Below are 17,806 nucleotides of genomic sequence, written 5' to 3'. Positions count from 1 at the left end.
GGGTGTCGGGCGCGAGTTGGGGTTCTGCGGGTAAAAGTGCTGGCTCGTGGGTTTTCGGGAGTCGGACCGCGACGACCTCGCGCGGTGGGCGCGGCGCTCGTGAGCGCCGCGCCGGAAGTCGAAGAACGCGCTCGAACGAAGAATCCGCGTGTGCGCTACTCGAAGTCCAACTCGTCGCTCCGGTCTACGCCGCGGAGGACGAACGGGCCGATGGAGAGCGTCCGCTTGGCGACCGTGGCGATGCGGAGGATGTACGACAGCAGGAGCATGAACGGCACGATAGCGACGGTGGTGGCGAAACTCGTCACGAGGATGTCGTTGCTGATGCCCAGCGTCGCGCCCGGCAGCGCCTCGGCGTCGTAGTAGATTATCATCGAGGCGGCCACGACCAGCGCCGGGACCGCCGAGTAGAGCATCGCCCGCGAGAGGTTGACCAGTTCCCACTGGAAGTAGAGCGTCTTGAAGTGTTCGCGCGCCGGGCCGAAGAACGACAGAACCTCCACCAAGTCGTCGAAGGCGTCCTCGGTCTCGTCGGTCAGCGCGTCGCCCTGTTCGTTGTGGAGGCGGCGCGCGACGAAAATCTTCCACGAGTAGTTGAAGTCCAGCACCGCCGAGAGCAGGTCGTAGCTCCCGAACTCCGCCTCGTCCAGTTGGTCGCTGACCTCGTTGGCGTTCTCTTCGAGCGCGTCCACGTAGTCCTCGACGACGTCTCGCAGGTCTTCGTCGCGACTGTCGCTCACCGCGTCGGCGAGTTCGTTGGCCCGCGAGCGGGTCTCGTCGATGAGCGCCTGTAGGAAGGAGGCAGGTTCGGGCGGACTGACGGGACTGTCGAGGACTTCCTCTACGTCCTGTCGGAACTCCATCGCACCCTCCATCCGGCCGCGCTGGTCGCCGACCGGCCCGAGTTCTTGGGAGAGGACCAACTGGTTCAGCGTCACGACCAGCGTGACGCCCGTGATGATGACGGTCACGAACGCCTGGAACAGCGTCTCGGTCGGGTCGGACTGAGCGACCGACCGCTGGAGCGGCGAGGGGTCGAGTACGCCGATGGCAACCAACGCGACGAACACGCCGACGAGCAACACGCTCGCGACGACCCACCGATTTGCCTCCATCAGGAGCCAGAGCTTCCAACTGCTCTCGTCGGCCCGCGCCCGCATCGTATCGCTGGGCTGGGAGTCGTCGTCGTCGGACCCGATACTCCCCGACCCGCCGTCGCTCTTCGGCCCGGCGTCCCCCGCCGTTCCGCTATCCGACATGTGCGTTCGCCTACGCGCCCGCCACGGAAAACACCCGCGGGCCTTTTGCCGCTCGCCCCCGTGTGTGCTGGCATGCCACATTCGACCCGACTCGCCCTCGCGCTCGTGGCCGCGCTCGTCCTCGCGGGCGCGGCCCCGACAGCGGGCGCAGGCGCGAGAGACGTGGCGGACGCGGGGGGAGTCGCGGGGGTGGAGGAGGCGACGGACGCGAACGACGCGCCGCGAGCGACCGGCACCGGGGCGACTGACGACACCGAGGCGACTGACGACACCGAGGCGACGACGACCGAGTCCGACGAGTCCGTCGAAATCGAGACCGAGGGGTTCGACCCCGACTACGACCCGGCGACGGTGTTGAGCCGGGTCGAAGAACTCCGGGGGCTACAGGCCACGCAGGGCATCACGCTCCACGAGTACGACGCCGAGGAGGGTCCGCCCTACGACGTGCGCGACTCGTTCGGGGCCATCCGGCCCGTCGGCGCACAGACCCTGCAGTTGTACTCGAACGCCTCGACCGAGTGTCGGCAACCGCTGGGCTACACGGTCCAGCGGCAGGCCGCGGTCCACATCTACCTACTGAACGACGAGGCGCTCGCGGAGCACGACGTCTCCCAAGAGGCGGTGCTGGCTCACGAGTTCGTCCACGCGCTCCAGTTCCAGCACGACCTGCTGACGCCCTCGCGCCGGCAGTTCCAGTCGGAGTTCGACCGGTGGACCACCGACTCGCGACTCGTGACCACCGCCATCGTGGAGGGCGACGCGATGTGGGTCACCGAGCAGTACTTCGACGAGTACGACGACAGCGACTACTCCGTCGCCGAGTACAACCGGACGCTGGCGCGGGCGGCGTGGCCCCACAGCGTCGCCGGGACGCCGTACTACTACGGCTACGAGTTCTACGAGCGGGCCGGGAGTTCGCCCGCCGACCGGTCGGCGACCATCGAGCGACCGCCGAACTCCACCGCCGAACTCCTCCACCCCGGCGAGGAGGTCGAGCGCGTCCGGTTGCCCGACGCCCCCGACGTCCCCGACGACCGCAACCTGACGCGCTACCACACCGACACGGTGGGCGAGTTGGTGGTCCGCCACGCGCTCCGGATGAACGGTTTCTCGTTCGCTCGCGCGGCCGAGGCCGCCGACGGGTGGGCGGGCGACCGGATGTACTACTACGCCGCCGAGGGCGCGACCGGACCGGCGACCCACTGGGTGACGACGTGGGAATCGGAGGCGGAGGCCCGCGAGTTCGCCGCGGCGTGGCGAGCGATGCTGGACGCGAACGGTGCCGAGAACGGTGACGGCTCAGACACCATCTTCGTCCCGGCCAGCGAGCAAGCGCCGGGGATGCACTACGTGATAACGCGCGACGGCACGACGGTCCGCATCACGGCGGCGGAGGTGGCCGGGATCGCCGAGCGTCTCGCCGAAGCGACGCGGGCCGACGCCTCGCCGGAGACCGAAGCGGCGCACGACCCGACCGAATCGGCGAACAGACTGACGACCGAGGCGGCGCGCGACTCGACGCGAGAAGCGAACGCGACGGCTTAACTGCTCTCGTCGTCGTCTTTCAGTTCCTCTAACTCGGCCTCGATGTCCTCGTCCGCGCTCTCGCTCTCGACTTCGGTTTCGAGTTCTGCGTCGAGTTCCGCGGAGTCGGCCTCCGACTCGCCGGAGTCGCTGGACCCCTTGCCCATCTCGGTCTTGAGGGTCTCCAACTCGGCGTCCACCTCGCCGGAGGTCCGGACCTCTTCGAGTTCGCGGTCGAGGCTGTCCTTGTCCGAGAGCGCGTCCTCGAAGACGCCCGAGTCCTGCAGTTCGTCCATCGCCTCCGAGCGGGCCTCCATGTCCTCGGTGCGCTCCTCGGCGCGCTCGATGGCGCGACCCACGTCCTCCATCTCGTCGCCGGCCCCCGTCATGGCCTCCGAGACGCGCGTCTGGGCCTCGGCGGCCTCGTAGCGCGCCTTCATGCTCTCCTTCTTGGTCCGGAACTCCTCGATGCGGTTCTGGAGTTGGTCTTTCTTCTCGACGAGGTTGTCCTGCGTGTCCTGGAGACTGGCTATCTGGCCCTCCAGGTCCTCGATCTGGTTCATCTTCTGTTTCTTCTTCTCCAGCGCGCGTCGGGCGAGGTCCTCGCGGTCCTGATTCACGGCCTCACGGGCCTGCTCGTTGTGTTTCTCGACGTTCTCTTCGAGGCGGCGCTTCTGCATCTCGAGTCGCTTCTTCTGGGTGGTGAGGTCCGCGATACCCTGCTTGACCTCCTGCAACTCGTCGCGCATCTGCTCGTAGGAGTAATCGAGCGTCTCCGAGGGGTCTTCGGCCCGATTGAGCGCGGCGTTGATCTTCGACCGGACGACGTACGACAGGCGTGAAAGCACTCCCATATCACCCTCTTTCGTGACCTGACCCTTAAAATCCTCACCTCCCCAACAGTCGTCTGACGTGCGAGTGACGTTTCGGCTTCCGCTGGCCGACCGTTCCCGGTCCGACTCGAACGACGGATTTGCAACCCTTATCAGAACGCTCGGACAAGGAGACGCACATGAACTCCGAGGACCTACCGATTCCCGGCGCGCGAGACGTGCGCGCCACCCTCGACACGCCCGACGACGACCCGGACGCCCCCGAGTCCGCCGACCCCGAAGCAGTCGTCGTCGCCTGTCCGCCCCATCCCCAGCACCGCGGGCACCGCGGCGACAAGCGCCTCGTCGCCGTCAGCGAGGCCCTCAATGAGGCCGGAATCGCCTGCCTGCGGTTCGACTACGGCGACTGGGACGAGGGGTACGGCGAGCGCGAGGACGCCCGAAACGCCCTCCGGTGGGCGCGCGAACGCTACGACCGCGTCGGCATATTCGGGTTCAGTTTCGGCGGTGCCATCGCAACGCTCGCGGCCGCGACGACCGACCCGCAGCCCGACGCCGTGGCACTGCTCGCGCCCGCCTCACGGCTGGCCGACGACTTGGACGCCGCCGAGGCGCTGGCGGACGTGACGGGGCCGCTACTGGTCGTCTACGGGACGCGCGACGACACGGCCGACTGGAAGCCGCTGGTCCAGCGGGCGGAAGCGTCGGGCCGCGAGACGGTCGAGATGAGCGCCGACCACTTCTTCGTCGGCCAGCACGGGAAGGTGGCCGACGCAGTGGGCGAGTTCCTGATTCGGGAACTCTGAGGGCGGCCTCACGCCACCAGTTCGGGTCGCGCACCGATTTCGACCGGAACCGTCGTCACCGCGCCGTCCCGGCGCACCCGCACCGAGAGCGTGTCGTCGGGGCTCGCTTCGAGCGCGAGGTAGGCGTGGAGGTCCTTGTCGGAGCGAATCGAGGTGCCTTCGACGGCGAGGATGGCGTCGCCGCCGACCGGGACGCGGAACCCCTCGACGCGCTCGACGCTCGTACACGGCCGGAGTTGGCCCGCGGCCGGGACGTCGGAGGGAACGTTCACGACGATGACGCCCTCGGCGTTCGGGAAGCCGTTCGCCCGCGCGACCAGTTCCGTGACGGTCGCGGTCCGGGCACCGAGATAGGGGTGGTCGTACTCGCCGTCCGCGAGGAGCGCGGGGACGACGCGCCGGACCAGCGCGGCCGAGATGGCGAACGCGATGTTGTCGCCGCCGCCGGAGTTGACGACGCCCAGCACCTTCCCCGAGAGGTTGACGAGCGGTCCTCCGGAGTTGCCGGGGTTGACGGGCGCGTCGGTCTGGATGGCGTTGGGAATCTGGTAGTCGCCGACCGGACTCGGCACCTGTCGGTCCACGCCGCTGACGATGCCGGAGGTCAGCGACCCCCGGAGTCCGTACGGGCTTCCGACGACCGCGACGCGGGTGCCGATGGCCGGCTCGGAGTCGATGAGGTCGAGCGGCGCGATGCCGTCGGGCACGTCCACCTCGATTACCGCGAGGTCGCTCCGCGGGTCGCGGCCGACGACCCGGCCGACGCGCGAGACGGTGTCGTCGAACTGGACGCTCACGCGGTCGGACTCGCCGACGACGTGGTAGTTGGTGACGAAGTGGCGCTCGTCGTAGAGGAACCCCGACCCCTGCGAGCCGCGGGGCGTGCGAATCAGCGCGACCGACTCGGAGGTCTCGCGGTAGACGCGAGTGTAGACGCTGTCGGCGTCGGCCGCGGTCGTCCCGGAGGCGTTCCGGACGGGTCGCTCGTCCGTGCCCGCGGTCGTCTCGGTGTTGCCCGCGCCGGTCCGGTCGTCGGAACTGTCCGCGCTCGGGGCCGTGTCGCTCGAACACCCGGCGACGCCGGCGGTCGCCGCGGTCGCCAGTGCGCCGAGGACGCGTCTGCGAGTCGGTTCCATCGGTTTGCCGTCCCACTATTCGACAAAGAAGGTTGGGATAGCGCCCGAGAACTGTGTGGCTACCGGCGGGAGGGTAGCCGTGGACGCGAGGGGAGTTGCCGACGCGGGGGTAGCCGCAGGCGGGAGGGAAGCCGCCGACGGAGGGCCGCCAATCGTGACACCCACTGACGCTCCTTGCGCGCTCCGAAATCGTTTTGAACAGCGCCCGCCGACACCCAGTATGCCGACAGAACCGGAAACCGATTACGACCCCTCCCTCGGGAACAAGTTCATTTTCGTCACCGGGGGCGTCATGTCGGGACTCGGCAAGGGCATCACTGCCGCCAGCACCGGCCGTCTGCTGGCCAACGCCGGGTTCGACGTGACCGCGGTCAAAATCGACCCCTATCTCAACGTGGACGCGGGGACGATGAACCCCTTCCAGCACGGCGAGGTGTACGTCCTCAAGGACGGCGGCGAGGTGGACTTGGACTTGGGGAACTACGAGCGGTTCCTCGACGTGGACATGACGTTCGACCACAACGTCACCACGGGAAAGACCTACCAGCACGTCATCGAGAAGGAGCGCGCGGGCGACTACTTGGGCAAGACGGTCCAAATCATTCCGCACGTCACCGACGACATCAAGCGCCGGATTCGGGAGGCCGCCGAGGGCCACGACGTCTGTATCGTGGAGGTCGGGGGCACGGTGGGCGACATCGAGGGGATGCCCTTCTTGGAGGCGCTCCGGCAGTTCGCCCACGAGGAGGACGAAGAGGACTTCCTGCTGACTCACGTCACCTTGGTTCCCTACTCGAAGAACGGCGAGCAGAAGACCAAGCCGACCCAACACTCCGTGAAGGAACTGCGTTCCATCGGGCTTCAGCCCGACATCCTCGTCGGGCGCTGCGAGGACGAACTCGACCCCTCGACCAAGGAGAAGATCGCGCTGTTCTGCGACGTGCCGACCGACGCCGTGTTCTCGAACCCCGACGTCGAAGACATCTACCACGTCCCGCTGATGGTCGAGGAGGAAGGGCTGGACGAGTACGTGATGGAGCGATTCGACCTCGCCGACGAAGCCCTGCCGCCCGCAGACCGGGACAACACGTGGCGAAACCTCGTCACCCAAGACACCCACGGCGAAGTCGAAATCGCGCTGGTCGGAAAGTACGACCTCGAAGACGCCTACATGTCGGTCAACGAGGCGCTCAAGCACGCCGGACTGGAGAAGAACGTGGACGTGAACGTCCGGTGGGTGGACTCCGAGAAGATGGCCGAGGACCACGAGGAGCGCCTCTACGAGGCCGACGGCATCGTCGTCCCCGGCGGGTTCGGTTCCCGCGGAACGCGAGGGAAAATCGAGGCCATCCGGTACGCCCGCGAGAACGGCGTGCCCTACCTCGGTCTCTGTCTCGGGTTCCAACTCGCCGTCGTGGAGTACGCCCGGAACGTCCTCGGACTCGAGGGCGCTCACTCCGCGGAAATCGAGGCCGACACGCCCCACCCGGTCATCGACCTCCTGCCCGAGCAGTACGACCTCGAAGACCTCGGCGGGACGATGCGACTGGGTGCCCACGAGACCGACATCGAACCGGGCACGCTTGCCGAGCGCATCTACGGCGGCACCTCCTGCACCGAGCGCCACCGCCACCGCTACGAGGTCAACCCCGAGTACTTCGACCAGTTCGAGGAGACGGACCTCGTGTTCTCTGGGCAGTCGGGCAACCGGATGGAGATTCTGGAACTGGCCGACCACCCGTACTTCCTCGGCACGCAGTTCCACCCCGAGTTCCGGTCGCGGCCGACCCGCGCGAGTCCGCCGTTCGTCGGCCTGCTGGAGGCCGTGCTCGACGAGTCCGAGGACGGAACCGACGCGAACACCGAGACGCCCGAGGAGGTCGAAGCCTGATGGTCAACACCGACGAATTCATCGACGAGAAGGTCGCAGAGATTCGCAACGACGTCGGCGACGCGAACGCCGTCATCGCGCTGTCGGGCGGGGTGGACTCCTCGACGGCCGCCGCGCTGGCCTACGAGGCGCTGGGCGACCAACTCACCCCGGTCTACGTCGATACCGGCCTGATGCGGAAGGGCGAGACCGACGAGATTCGGGAGACGTTCGACTACATGGACAGCCTCCGCATCGTGGACGCCAAGGACCGATTCCTCGACGCGCTCGCGGACGTCACCGACCCCGAGGAGAAGCGCCACGCCATCGGCGAGCAGTTCATCCGGGAGTTCGAGACGGTCGCCGAGGAGACGCAGGCCGACTATCTGGTGCAGGGGACCATCTACCCCGACCGCATCGAGAGCGAGGGCACCATCAAGTCCCACCACAACGTCGGCGGTCTGCCGGACGTGGTGGACTTCGAGGGCATCGTCGAACCGATGCGCGACCTCTACAAGGACGAGGTCCGGGAGGTCGCCCGCGCGCTCGACCTCGAAGAGATAATCGCCGAGCGCATGCCGTTCCCCGGTCCGGGCCTCGCGGTCCGCATCCTCGGGGAGGTCACCGAGGAGAAACTGGAGGTCGCCCGCGAGGCGACCCACGTCGTCGAGGAGGAACTGGACGAATACGACCCGTGGCAGGCGTTCGCCGCGGTCCTCGGCAAGGCCACCGGCGTCAAGGGCGACAACCGCGTCCACGGCTACGTCGTCGCGGTCCGGTCGGTCGAGAGCCGCGACGGGATGACCGCCCGCGCCCAGGAAATCGACTGGGAAACGCTCCAGCGCATCCAGAGTCGCATCACGGGACAGAACGACAACGTCTCGCGGGTCGTCTACGACGTGACCCACAAACCGCCCGCGACCATCGAGTACGAGTGAGATGAAGGCGATTCTCGTCGGACCCGACCGAGACGGACTGGGCGACGCCCTCGAAGCCGAGGGCGTCGAGTTGACGCGCATCGACGCCGTGGCCAACCGCCCGGCGCTCGAAGAGGCAGGCGTCACCGAGGCCGACGCGCTCGTCCTGACCGAGACCGAGGGCGCGACCGCCATCTCGGTCGCCAAGGACATCAACGACGACCTGCGCGTCGTCGTCTACACCGCCGACGACCTGCCGGACTTCGCCCGCGGGCAGGCCGACTTCATCGTGGACCCGCAACTGCTCTCGGCCGACGCGGTGGCCGAGGAACTGGCGGCCTGAGCTGTTCCTCACTCCGCCAACCGCGCTTCGAGAAACGGTTTCTGCACCTCGTCGTCGGCCAGTTTATCGACTACCAGCCACTCGTCTTCGACGGCGAATCCGGCGCGCTCCAACTGCTTCTTCGTCGTCTCGATTCCGGCGATGTCCCACTGCATCTCGACGCCGCTGTCGAGCCAATCGGGGTTCTCGCCGGACCACTCCTCGCACCCCTCCGTCAGGAGGACGCGCCCGCCGGGCCGGAGGACGCGCGCGAACTCCGCGAGGACCGTCTCGTGGTCGTCCGACGGCACGTGAATCAGCGAGTGGAAGGCGGTCACGGCGTCGAAGGCGTCGCTCTCGAACGGGAGCGCGGTCATGTCGCCGCGGACGAGCGGCGCGCCGGGAACGGTCTCGCGGGCGAGTCGCAACTGTTGGCGCGAGAAGTCCAGACCCACCGGGTCGCCGACCGCGGCGAGTCGTTCGAGGACCGGCGTGCCCTGTCCGCACCCCGCGTCGAGGACGCGCGGGCGCTCGGGGAGCGCGTCGAGGAACTCGGTCAGAATCTCCGTCCCGCGGCCCTCCGCGGACCGCTCGTCGGCGTACGTCTCGGCCATCGCGTCGTAGGCCCGGCGAACGGCGTCTCTGTCGCTCATCGCGTCGGTGAACTCGTTCGGTGAACGTAAGTCTCGGGGGAGTGTGGGCCGAAGTGGCAACCCATCGCTCCGACCGACGAGCGGTTCGGCTACGCGCGGTCCGCCCGTCGCTTCTCGGTCTCCGTCTCGACGTTCCGGAACTCGAAGCGCGCGCCGCCCGCCTCGCTCTCGGTGAGGGTGCAGTCCCAGCCGTACGTCTCGGCCAGTTGCGAGATGAACGTCAACCCGAGACCGATGCCGTCGGCGTCCGTAGTGTACCCGGCGTCGAAGACGGCCGCGCGCTCGTCGGCCGGGATGCCCGGCCCGTCGTCGGCGACGTAGAAGCCGGAGGGGAGGTCGCCGACACGAACGGTCACGCTCTCGTCGGCGTGTTCCACGGCGTCGTCGTCCGCAGGGCGACTGGTTGTCGAACCGTGTTCGACAGCGTCGTCGGCCGACGGCCGACTGCTCGTGGAGCCGTGCTCCACGGCATTCTTGAACAGGTTTTCGAGCAGGTGCCGAAGGTGAACCGGGTCGGCCGGGACGGTCCTGTCGGTCTCCACGACGAGGTTCGCGCGCTCGACCGGCAGGCCCTCCCACGCCTCCGCGGCGACCTCGCCGAGCGACGCGCGCCCGGTCTCGACGCTTGAATCGGTACTCCGGGCCGTGATGAGCAGAACATCTATCATCTCCTCGATGCGCTCGTGGGCCGATTCGACCTCGGCGGCGGCGGCCTCGTCGCCCGCCGTGGCCTGCGGGAGGTAGATTTGGGCGATGTTCAGCGGGTTGCGGAGTTCGTGGGCGAGCATGCTGGCGAACGATTCGAGCCGCTCGTTCTGGCGCTGTAACTCGCGCTCGTGGTCCTCGGCGTCGCGGGCACGGGAGATGGCCCGCGCCTCGTTCGTTCCGATGGCGAAGCCGCCGAGGTTGCCGACGGCCGCGGCGAGGACGACCGACCACAGCGGGTGGTTGACGTTCACGTCTGGGTCGAGGAAGAGTAGTCCGACTATCCCGAGCAACACCGCGGCCCCGCCGAGACACCACGTCACGACGCGGGGGTACGCCTCGGGCCGGAGTTCGGTCGCCGGGAGTCGAAGCCCGCCGTAGAGGAGCATCGCGCCGGGACCGCCGACCTGCACGACGTTCAGGAGCGCCTCCGCGAGCGAGTCGCCCGACGCCACGACCGCCGCGAACCGACCGACGGCGAGGACGACGTACAGGAGTCCCAGCGCCGAGACGACGTGCGCCCAGTTCGGTCCCTGGCGGAGACGCGAGGAGCCGACCATCGATTTTTCGAATGCACGGCCCGAAGTTATACCGTTCGGCGTCAGCCGTTACAGCCGGTCGGCCAACTCCCGGAGTCGCTCGCTCCCGCGGCGCATGATGGGCGTCCCGTGGCCCATCGCGGCCATCTCGAAGTCGGGCGCGTCGTCGGCCAACTGTCGGATGCTCCGGGCAACCTCGTCGGTGTCGTAGCTCGTGACCCACGGCGAGGCCTCCAGTCTACCGTCGGCCTCGCGCACGAGGTCGCCGAGGAACGCCACGCTCGGCGAGTCGGCGACGTAGACGGTGTGGCCCGGCGAGTGGCCCGGCGTGTGGTACGCGGTGAAACTCCCGATTTCGTCGCCGTCCTCGACCGGTCGGATGGAGAGGTCGGGAACCGAGACGAGGGGGTTCGTCACGCGCTGGAGCAAACCCTTGTGGTTGCGAGCGCTCGGCTTGCGCTGTCCCGCCAGTATCTCGGCGTCCGCGCGACCGACGTAGACGGGCGCGTCCAGTCCGAGTTTCGAGAGTCCGCCGACGTGGTCTACGTCGTAGTGGGTGACGAGGACGCGGGCGACGTCCGAGACCCGATAGCCCGCCTCGCGGATGCCGTCGCGCAAGTCGGCGGCGTCCCGCGGCGTGCCGGCGTCCACCAGCACGAGGTCGCCGTCGTCGTCGGCGAGGTAGGCGTTGACGCCGCCGAGGTCGAGCCACCAGACGCCCGCTTCGGTGCCGGGTTCGGCTTCGAGTTGGGTCGCAGTCGCCATGTCGAGAGACACGACAGCATACCTCAAAGCCCTGTCCCCCGCGGAACTCCTCGGCGGACGACGCTCGCGCGTCGGCGTCGGCCGACTGAGGGTGCCGTCGCCGAACGGACGCTTTTTGTCCGTGGGGACCCCTCGTTCGGACATGGAGAACCGCTTTCCGTCCTCGGGGTCGGTAGACCGCAAGCGGGCCGCGCTGGCCGTCCTGCCCTTTCTGACGTTGGGACTCCTCGACGTCGTCCTACTGCTGGCGTGGGGTATCGACCCGCTCTGGGGATTCGCTATCCTGCCGCCCATCCTGTTCGTGAGCGTGCTGGCGTGGATAGCGTTCTCGACCGGATTCGTCGGCGAGCATCGCACGTAGTCGCCGCCTCGGTCGGACCATCGCGCGGTCCGGCCGTCGCCGAACGGTCGTCTCGTTTCTCGACCGTCGAATTACGACGCCGCTCGACAGTCGCTCGAGCGCCCTACGCCGCCGTTGAACAGTTCAAAACCGTTCACTACGGCGGTGAACGAGCCTGAACCATCTGGACGGTCCTCGCGGTTGAAGTGGGAGGCTCACATAGGGACGAGTGCGGTCATTGCGACCGGCGCACTGCCGTCCGCTCCCGGCAGTGCGACGACGACCGCAACCGCACATCCCGGCACGACGAGCGGCGACGAACACACCCGGCCGGGCCGCTCCGCCCACCGGCCCGGTTTTCCGCCAACGCGACGGCCGACCGCTCGCCGCTGCTCGTCTTCGAGAGGCACACGAATCCGCACCCATCGACCGCCGCACTCTCCGATTTGCCCTCCGCGCGGCCGCGTCCCGCCACCCGGCCGCGACGGCACTCGGCCGTACCACCCGGCCGAACCGCGACTTGGCCGCACCCAGCACGACTGCGCCACCGGACTCGTCCGCCCGCCCCGCTTTTCGGAGACGGACGGCAGCGACCGACCGTCGGACCGGTTTTTAAGACCCGTCCCGCCGTCTCTCACCGCATGGGACTCGACCGCTATCCCGACCTCGACCCCGAGCAGGGACAGGTCCTCGATACGGAACTGGCCGTGACCGACGACGTACTCGTGAAGGCGTTCGCGCTCGGCCCCGGCGCGGAGCTGTCGCCCCACGACCACGCCGACGCGACCAACGTCTTCCACGTCCTCGAAGGCACGGTGACGGTGATTCAGGGCGACACCGAGGAGACCGTCGAGGCCCCCGGCGTCGTCCTCCACGAGCGCGGCGAAGTCCACGGCGCACGCAACGACACCGACGAGCGCGCGGTACTGACCGCGAGTCTCTGCCCGCTCCCGTCCTAAGAAGGCGGAGTCACTGGCTTTCGACGCGACTTCGCGTAGCGCCGCCGCTCCCAGTGTCGCGCGCTCTCCCGATTTCCGGTGCGGCACGTGCGGGCGCGGCGCTCACGAGCGCCGCGCCCACCGCACGAGGTCGTGCTGAGTGACGAAGCACGGCTCGGGAGACGTGGTTCGTCCGTAACCGATTGACCTCCAGCGATACAACTCGACCGCCGGAGACGCCGCTCCAATCTCCAGCGACGCCACTCGTGCGATTGTTTGGCTCGGCCCTCTCTCAGGTTAGTCGGACTGGCGGTCGTCCGGCCTCGACTCCGGCCGACCGCGCGAAGCGTCCGGGCGAAGGTGGTCCCGCTTCCGTACTTGAACTTTGGCGACGAACGCCGGCCTCACCGTTCAGAAATTTCTATGATTAGAATAAAAATGTACGACCACTTCAAGGACTGCTCTATCGTTCTATACTGGCTACGACGCGACCGCCCCGACGAGAGTCTCCGGAGTCTCCTCCGCGGTTCGGGGGCAGAACGCACTTCTGCCGGGCGAACGAGTTACAGACGCTAATGGACCGGTTGGAAGCAACGCGCGTCACGAACTGGCTGGAGGGGTCGGTGACGTTCCTCCAGACGGTCATCGCGGCGTTTCTGGTCGTCTTGCTCCTGTTGGGCGTAGTCAACCTCGGCATCACCATCGTCGCGTCGCTGACGATGTTCGGCGCGACCGAGTCCTCCGGCGTCGTCTCGCTCATCCGGTCGGCCATCGACATCGTGCTCTACCTGTTCGTCGTCGTGGAACTCTACAAGACCGTCGTGGCCTACGTCGAGGCACAGAGCGTCGTCATCGCGGTCATTCACGCGGGCCTCATCGCCGTCGTCCGCCAGATAATCATCTTCAAGCCCGACGAGTACTCCCCGACGGAGGCCATCACCATCGCCGGCGTTTACGCGCTGTTGCTCGGCGCGTTGCTCTTGGGCTTCTTCGCGGTCCACCGCCAAGCCGGGAGCGGCGGAGAACTAGAGTAAAGCCGAGCGCGCCGTTTGGCCGGAGTATCGTGGCTTTCTGGCGGGCCAACTCCTGCTTGAACGCTCGGGAGAGCGGACGGCGAATCGAAGACGACGGTGCGTCCGCCGATTCGGACCCCGAAACCGGAGTCAGTTGTTCCCCGTGCTTTCGCCGGTGCTCTCGCCCGGTCCCGTCTGGACCTCGATGCCCGGTACTTTGATCGCCTCGACGCCTATCAGGTCGCCCGGACACCGGTCGGTGCGCGAGACCACGAACGGCGTGCCGAGCGGGATGTCCGTCGGTAGCGCGTCCACGAAAATCGTGTTGCGCTCGACCAGTTGCGTCGCCTCCACGGTCGGATTCCGGCCGTAGAAGCCGATCGTCCGACCCGCGTTCTTCCAGTCCACGATGATGCCCTCCCAGACGTTGAGGTTCTGTGGCGGCCACTCCTCGCCGAAGTTGCACTGATCGACCTCGTTCTGGTCTACGCCCTTTAACTGGTCGGGGCGTTGGTCCTTCTGGTCGGTCATGATGATTATCTGCTGACGGAGATCGGCGTTCAGACGCTCCGGGTACGGGAACACCATCCGCCGCCCGTAGAACGACGTTTCCGGGTCGCTCCCGCCGTCGTCGCCCCCTTGACCGTCTCCGTCCTGCGCTCGCGCGCCGGCGGTCAGGCTATTCGCGACACCGCCGATGCCGAACGCGCCGACCGCGCTGTGCTTGAGAAAACTGCGTCTGTCGAGGTCTAAATTTCGTTCGTCGGTCATTTCCCCACCTGTCTTCGAAAGACGTCATCGACGCCCGTAACGGTTGTTGCCGTCGCCGGAGACGCCGACTCCCGCCACGCCGTTCGTAGACGGGCGATAGGACGAAAACCGCCGGCCGCGGGACGCGTTCGCCGTTGGACGAGCGCGCCGTAGCCGTCGGCCCCGTACTGCATTCACGACCCGCGATTTTCTCACCTCGAACATCGCCGCCGCGACCGAGGAGCAGGTGATGATGATAACCGACCTCGACGATACGGTGTCGAAGCTGTAGGTTTCGTGACCGCGACCCTCACCTAGGACTTCCCGACAGCACCGGCGACTGCCGCTATCGTTGCGCCGCTGAAAACTGTATCCACGTCAGCGACCGCCACCGCATCCGCGTCAGCGACCACTACTGCATCCGTAACAACGACCGTCGCCGCAACGTCAGCAACGACCGTCGCCGGGGAATTTCGCGTCGCCGACTACCCCGTGTTCTTCATCCCGGCCGCGATGCCCTTCACCGTCAACCGGAGGGTGCGCTCCTCCTCAGGGGTCAGGTGCGACTGGGCGAGCAGTTTCGTCTGGAGCAGGTTCAGCGGGTCCACGTAGGGGTTCCGGCGCTCCAGACTCTCCTCCAACCACTCGCGGGTCAGCAGGCCGTCGCGCTCGGCGATTCCCGTGACGAGTTCGACCGCGCGCTCGTACTCCGACTCGATTCGGGGGAAGAACTGCTCGCGGCGGTCGGCGGGCGCGAGGTTGGCGTACTCCGCGGCGATGTCGAGGTCGGTCCGGGCGAGCGCCAAGGCGGCGTTGTCCACCATCGTCCGGAAGAACGGCCACTCGTCGTACATCTCGCGGAGAGTCTCCACGTCGCCGCCGCTCGCGGTTTCACCGCTCGCATCCGAGGCGCCCTGCGCCTCGCCGTCGAGGTACGCGTCCAGCCCGGCGGCCAGCGAGTACCACCCCGGCAGGATGCACCGGGCTTGGGTCCACGAGAACACCCACGGAATCGCCCGCAGGTCCTCGACCGTGCGCTCGCCCGACCGCGAGGCCGGACGCGACCCGAGATTCAGCTCCTCGATGACCTCGATGGGGGTCGCGTCCTCGAAGTAGGAGACGAACCCCTCGGTCTCCAGCAGATTGCGGTACGCCTCGCGGGCGGCGTCGGCGGCGGTCTCCATCGCCTCGTCCCACTCGTCGGGGACCGCCTCGACGGGTTCGCGGACGGCCTCGTGACGCGCCCGAATCTGGGCGTTGAGCATCTGTTCGAGGTTCCGCTCGGCGATTTTGGGGTTGGCGTACTTCTCGGCGATGGCCTCGCCCTGCTCGGTGAACTTGACCGCGCCCGTGACCGTCTCGTTCGGGAGCGCGAGTAGGGCGTCGTTCATCGGGCCGCCGCCCCGCGAGATGGACCCGCCGCGGCCGTGGAACAGGCGCAGGCGCACGTCGTGGTCGTCGCAGATGTCCGCGAGGCGCTTCTGGTTGCGGTAGAGGCTCCAGTTGGCCGCGAGGAAGCCGTTCTCCTTGTTCGAGTCGGAGTAGCCCAGCATGATTTCCTGCGTTCCCCCGCGGGCCTCGACGGCGGCGGCGTACGCCTCGTTCTCGAAGAGCGTGCCCATGATGCGCCGGGCGCCCGAGAGCGCCGACTCGGTTTCGAGCAGGGGCACCACGTCGAGTCCCGAGTGGCCCGGCAGGTCCACGACGCCGGCTTGGTCGGCGAGGAAGAGGACTTCGAGGACGTGGCTCGGCTCCTCGGTCATGCTGATGCAGTAGGTGTCGATGGCTTCGGTGCCGTACTCGCGCTGCCAGTCGGCGGTGCGGTCGAAGAGCGTGAGGACGCGCTCGGACGTGTCCGAGAGGCCCTCGCCGTCGGTCAGGTCGAGTATCGGCTCGTCCTGCAGGATGGCCTCGGTCAGGGTCTCGACGCGCTCGTCTTCGTCCATCGCGCCGTAGTCGATGCCCTCGCGGGCCAGCGCCTCGGTGACGGCTTCGGTGTGGTTCTGCTGGTGGTCGCGCAGGTCGAGGCTCGCCAGCGAGAGCCCGAAGGTGGCGACGCGCCGCCGGAGCGGGTCCACGCGGGCCTCCGCGACCGTCTCCGCGCCGTTCTCGCGCAGGCTCTCGGCTAAGGCGTCCACGTCGGCCAGCAGTTCGTCGGCGTCGTCGTAGCCGCCGGGGCGCACGTCGCCCACGCGGTCGAGGCGCTCGCGCATCAGCCGCAGCTTCTGGCGGTAGGGTTCGTCGGGGTAGCGCTCGCGGGCTTCCTCGGCGACGCCCGGCAGGCGCTCGCGGTCCGCCTCCAGTCGCTCTCGCAAATCGTCGGCGACCGCGGCGCTCCGGTCGTCTTGGCTCAGGACGCCCGAGAGGCGCTTGCACTCCTCGCGGTAGCGCGAGACGACGACCTCGCGCTGGCGTTCGAGCGTCTCGGCGGTCACGTCCGGCGTGACGTAGGGGTTGCCGTCCCGGTCGCTCCCGGCCCACGACCGGAACTCGAAGAGCTTCGGCACCTCGACGTCCTCGAACTCCTCGCCGAGCGCGCGCTCCAGTTCGTCGTAGGCGTCGCCCACCACGTCGAACAGCGTGTTTTCGAGGTACCACTGGACGTTCAGTGCCTCGTCGGTGACCTCCGGCCTGCGCTCGCGGACCTGCGGGGTCTGCCAGAGGCTCGTCACCTCGGCTTCGAGGTCGCGCTCGACAAGTTCCGCTTCGCGGTCGGTCAGCCTGCGCTCGTCCAGCGTTTCGATGGCCTCGGCGACCGACCGGAGCTTCGCCTTCACCGTCTTCCGGCGGGCCTCGGTCGGGTGGGCAGTGAAGGTCGGTTCGACCAGCACGTCGTCCAAGACCTGCTGGACCTCCGCCGAGTCGGCCCCCTCGTCGGCGAGTATCTCGGCGGCCTCGGCCGCGCTGTCGGCGAGGGTGCCCTCTTGGCTCCCCTCGCGGACGGCCCGGACGCGCTCGCGCTCCTCGGCGAGGTTGATGAGTTCGAAGTAGGTGGCGAACGCGCGCGCCACGACCCCGGCGCGCTCGGGCGGCAGGTCGGCGAGGTCCGCGCGCAGGTCGTCGCGGCTCTCGGCGTCGCCGCGTCGATAGTCGATGGCCTCGGTCCGGACGGATTCGACTATCTCGAACGCCTCCGCGGAGGTCTGGGCTTCGAGTACGTCTCCGAGAAGCGCGCCGAGTTCCCGGACGTCCCGACGCACGTCTCTGGCGTGGAGTTGCATACCACGCCCTACGCGCTACGAGGGCTAAAACGTCGGGAAGCCGTGAAATTTGCCACTCGAAGTCGAGTAAATCGTTTTCGGCCGCCGGAGAGCCGCGACGCGCTGTCTGCGTATCAGATATAGTTTATAATCTCACTTTCAATTTAATCGAAGTTTTCCCGTGAATCGACCGAAGTAAAGTATTAAGTTCAAGTCGGGACGAGGAGAACCCACGA

At 67.8% G+C, this 17,806-nt stretch carries 16 protein-coding genes; 8 read left to right on the top strand and 8 right to left on the bottom strand.

Annotated elements, in window-relative coordinates:
- Nucleotides 1-155: 155 nt before the first annotated feature.
- On the bottom strand, nt 156-1,160 hold the full coding sequence (locus tag M0R88_RS03430; protein ID WP_248656750.1) for a DUF7972 family membrane protein: 1,005 nt from the start codon (nt 1,158-1,160) through the stop codon (nt 156-158).
- A 171-nt stretch (nt 1,161-1,331) separates the two neighbouring features.
- On the opposite strand from M0R88_RS03430, the gene M0R88_RS03425 reads away from it, so the two are divergent.
- Nucleotides 1,332-2,804, top strand: a complete 1,473-nt coding sequence (locus M0R88_RS03425) for a hypothetical protein (protein ID WP_248655566.1) — start codon at nt 1,332-1,334, stop codon at nt 2,802-2,804.
- Here the strand turns inward: M0R88_RS03425 and M0R88_RS03420 are convergent.
- Nucleotides 2,801-3,637 (bottom strand): PspA/IM30 family protein, encoded by an 837-nt coding sequence (locus M0R88_RS03420; protein WP_248655565.1) that lies wholly within the window; start codon nt 3,635-3,637, stop codon nt 2,801-2,803. The genes M0R88_RS03425 and M0R88_RS03420 overlap by 4 nt on opposite strands.
- Before the next feature lie 158 nt (nt 3,638-3,795).
- Between M0R88_RS03420 and M0R88_RS03415 the strand changes: the two genes are divergently transcribed.
- Complete coding sequence (locus tag M0R88_RS03415; protein WP_248655564.1) at nt 3,796-4,422, top strand: alpha/beta hydrolase; 627 nt, start codon at nt 3,796-3,798, stop codon at nt 4,420-4,422.
- Nucleotides 4,423-4,430: 8 nt separating this feature from the next.
- Here M0R88_RS03415 and M0R88_RS03410 read toward each other — a convergent pair whose 3' ends face one another.
- Nucleotides 4,431-5,558, bottom strand: coding sequence for a S1C family serine protease (locus M0R88_RS03410; RefSeq protein ID WP_248655563.1), 1,128 nt, complete (start codon nt 5,556-5,558; stop codon nt 4,431-4,433).
- A gap of 220 nt (nt 5,559-5,778) precedes the next feature.
- Here M0R88_RS03410 and pyrG point away from each other — a divergent pair, with 220 nt between their 5' ends.
- Genes pyrG through M0R88_RS03395 form a run of 3 tightly spaced genes read left to right on the top strand, consistent with a single transcriptional unit; the run spans nt 5,779 to nt 8,688 of the window.
- Nucleotides 5,779-7,449 (top strand): CTP synthase, encoded by a 1,671-nt coding sequence (gene pyrG / locus M0R88_RS03405; protein ID WP_248655562.1) that lies wholly within the window; start codon nt 5,779-5,781, stop codon nt 7,447-7,449.
- Nucleotides 7,449-8,366, top strand: a complete 918-nt coding sequence (gene guaA / locus M0R88_RS03400; RefSeq protein ID WP_248655561.1) for a glutamine-hydrolyzing GMP synthase — start codon at nt 7,449-7,451, stop codon at nt 8,364-8,366. The genes pyrG and guaA overlap by 1 nt, the downstream gene beginning before the upstream one ends.
- Before the next feature lies 1 nt (nt 8,367).
- Entirely contained in the window at nt 8,368-8,688 is a 321-nt protein-coding gene (locus M0R88_RS03395; protein ID WP_248655560.1) for a DUF7126 family protein, read from the top strand.
- Between the two features lie 8 nt (nt 8,689-8,696).
- Here M0R88_RS03395 and M0R88_RS03390 read toward each other — a convergent pair whose 3' ends face one another.
- From M0R88_RS03390 to M0R88_RS03380, 3 genes are all read right to left on the bottom strand, one after another.
- Nucleotides 8,697-9,320 carry a class I SAM-dependent methyltransferase gene (locus M0R88_RS03390; protein WP_248655559.1) on the bottom strand — a complete coding sequence of 208 codons (624 nt, stop codon included), beginning with the start codon at nt 9,318-9,320 and terminating at the stop codon, nt 8,697-8,699.
- 89 nt (nt 9,321-9,409) lie between these two features.
- Nucleotides 9,410-10,585 carry a sensor histidine kinase gene (locus M0R88_RS03385; protein ID WP_248655558.1) on the bottom strand — a complete coding sequence of 392 codons (1,176 nt, stop codon included), beginning with the start codon at nt 10,583-10,585 and terminating at the stop codon, nt 9,410-9,412.
- A 48-nt stretch (nt 10,586-10,633) separates the two neighbouring features.
- Nucleotides 10,634-11,329, bottom strand: a complete 696-nt coding sequence (locus M0R88_RS03380; protein ID WP_248655557.1) for an MBL fold metallo-hydrolase — start codon at nt 11,327-11,329, stop codon at nt 10,634-10,636.
- 142 nt (nt 11,330-11,471) lie between these two features.
- Here M0R88_RS03380 and M0R88_RS03375 point away from each other — a divergent pair, with 142 nt between their 5' ends.
- The 3 genes from M0R88_RS03375 (at nt 11,472) to M0R88_RS03365 (ending at nt 13,641) form a co-directional block, all read left to right on the top strand.
- Nucleotides 11,472-11,690, top strand: a complete 219-nt coding sequence (locus M0R88_RS03375) for a DUF8142 family protein (RefSeq protein WP_248655556.1) — start codon at nt 11,472-11,474, stop codon at nt 11,688-11,690.
- Between the two features lie 620 nt (nt 11,691-12,310).
- A complete protein-coding gene (locus tag M0R88_RS03370) occupies nt 12,311-12,628 on the top strand; it encodes a cupin domain-containing protein (RefSeq protein WP_248655555.1) in 318 nt (105 codons plus the stop codon).
- 554 nt (nt 12,629-13,182) lie between these two features.
- On the top strand, nt 13,183-13,641 hold the full coding sequence (locus M0R88_RS03365; protein ID WP_248655554.1) for a phosphate-starvation-inducible PsiE family protein: 459 nt from the start codon (nt 13,183-13,185) through the stop codon (nt 13,639-13,641).
- Between the two features lie 129 nt (nt 13,642-13,770).
- Here the strand turns inward: M0R88_RS03365 and M0R88_RS03360 are convergent, their stop codons facing one another.
- Nucleotides 13,771-14,391, bottom strand: a complete 621-nt coding sequence (locus M0R88_RS03360) for a hypothetical protein (RefSeq protein WP_248655553.1) — start codon at nt 14,389-14,391, stop codon at nt 13,771-13,773.
- 464 nt (nt 14,392-14,855) lie between these two features.
- The gene (ppc, locus tag M0R88_RS03355; protein ID WP_248655552.1) at nt 14,856-17,591 is read right to left on the bottom strand and encodes a phosphoenolpyruvate carboxylase; all 2,736 of its coding nucleotides are present in this window, start codon (nt 17,589-17,591) and stop codon (nt 14,856-14,858) included.
- Nucleotides 17,592-17,806 lie beyond the last annotated feature (215 nt).

Source organism: Halorussus gelatinilyticus (assembly GCF_023238445.1).
GTDB classification, from domain to species: Archaea; Halobacteriota; Halobacteria; order Halobacteriales; family Haladaptataceae; genus Halorussus; species Halorussus gelatinilyticus.
Note: the sequence above shows the minus strand (reverse complement) of the source record. Positions and strands in the feature narration are given on the sequence as shown.

Excerpts from the sequence above, each read along its gene's own strand:
- M0R88_RS03410 (WP_248655563.1), bottom strand. The coding sequence starts at position 5,558 with ATGGAACCGACTCGCAGACGCGTCCTCGGCGCACTGGCGACCGCGGCG.
- M0R88_RS03430 (WP_248656750.1), bottom strand. The coding sequence starts at position 1,160 with ATGCGGGCGCGGGCCGACGAGAGCAGTTGGAAGCTCTGGCTCCTGATG.
- M0R88_RS03360 (WP_248655553.1), bottom strand. The coding sequence starts at position 14,391 with ATGACCGACGAACGAAATTTAGACCTCGACAGACGCAGTTTTCTCAAG.
- M0R88_RS03420 (WP_248655565.1), bottom strand. The coding sequence starts at position 3,637 with ATGGGAGTGCTTTCACGCCTGTCGTACGTCGTCCGGTCGAAGATCAAC.
- M0R88_RS03395 (WP_248655560.1), top strand. The coding sequence starts at position 8,368 with ATGAAGGCGATTCTCGTCGGACCCGACCGAGACGGACTGGGCGACGCC.
- M0R88_RS03370 (WP_248655555.1), top strand. The coding sequence starts at position 12,311 with ATGGGACTCGACCGCTATCCCGACCTCGACCCCGAGCAGGGACAGGTC.
- ppc (WP_248655552.1), bottom strand. The coding sequence starts at position 17,591 with ATGCAACTCCACGCCAGAGACGTGCGTCGGGACGTCCGGGAACTCGGC.
- M0R88_RS03375 (WP_248655556.1), top strand. The coding sequence starts at position 11,472 with ATGGAGAACCGCTTTCCGTCCTCGGGGTCGGTAGACCGCAAGCGGGCC.
- M0R88_RS03365 (WP_248655554.1), top strand. The coding sequence starts at position 13,183 with ATGGACCGGTTGGAAGCAACGCGCGTCACGAACTGGCTGGAGGGGTCG.
- M0R88_RS03425 (WP_248655566.1), top strand. The coding sequence starts at position 1,332 with ATGCCACATTCGACCCGACTCGCCCTCGCGCTCGTGGCCGCGCTCGTC.
- M0R88_RS03380 (WP_248655557.1), bottom strand. The coding sequence starts at position 11,329 with ATGGCGACTGCGACCCAACTCGAAGCCGAACCCGGCACCGAAGCGGGC.
- M0R88_RS03390 (WP_248655559.1), bottom strand. The coding sequence starts at position 9,320 with ATGAGCGACAGAGACGCCGTTCGCCGGGCCTACGACGCGATGGCCGAG.
- pyrG (WP_248655562.1), top strand. The coding sequence starts at position 5,779 with ATGCCGACAGAACCGGAAACCGATTACGACCCCTCCCTCGGGAACAAG.
- M0R88_RS03415 (WP_248655564.1), top strand. The coding sequence starts at position 3,796 with ATGAACTCCGAGGACCTACCGATTCCCGGCGCGCGAGACGTGCGCGCC.
- M0R88_RS03385 (WP_248655558.1), bottom strand. The coding sequence starts at position 10,585 with ATGGTCGGCTCCTCGCGTCTCCGCCAGGGACCGAACTGGGCGCACGTC.
- guaA (WP_248655561.1), top strand. The coding sequence starts at position 7,449 with ATGGTCAACACCGACGAATTCATCGACGAGAAGGTCGCAGAGATTCGC.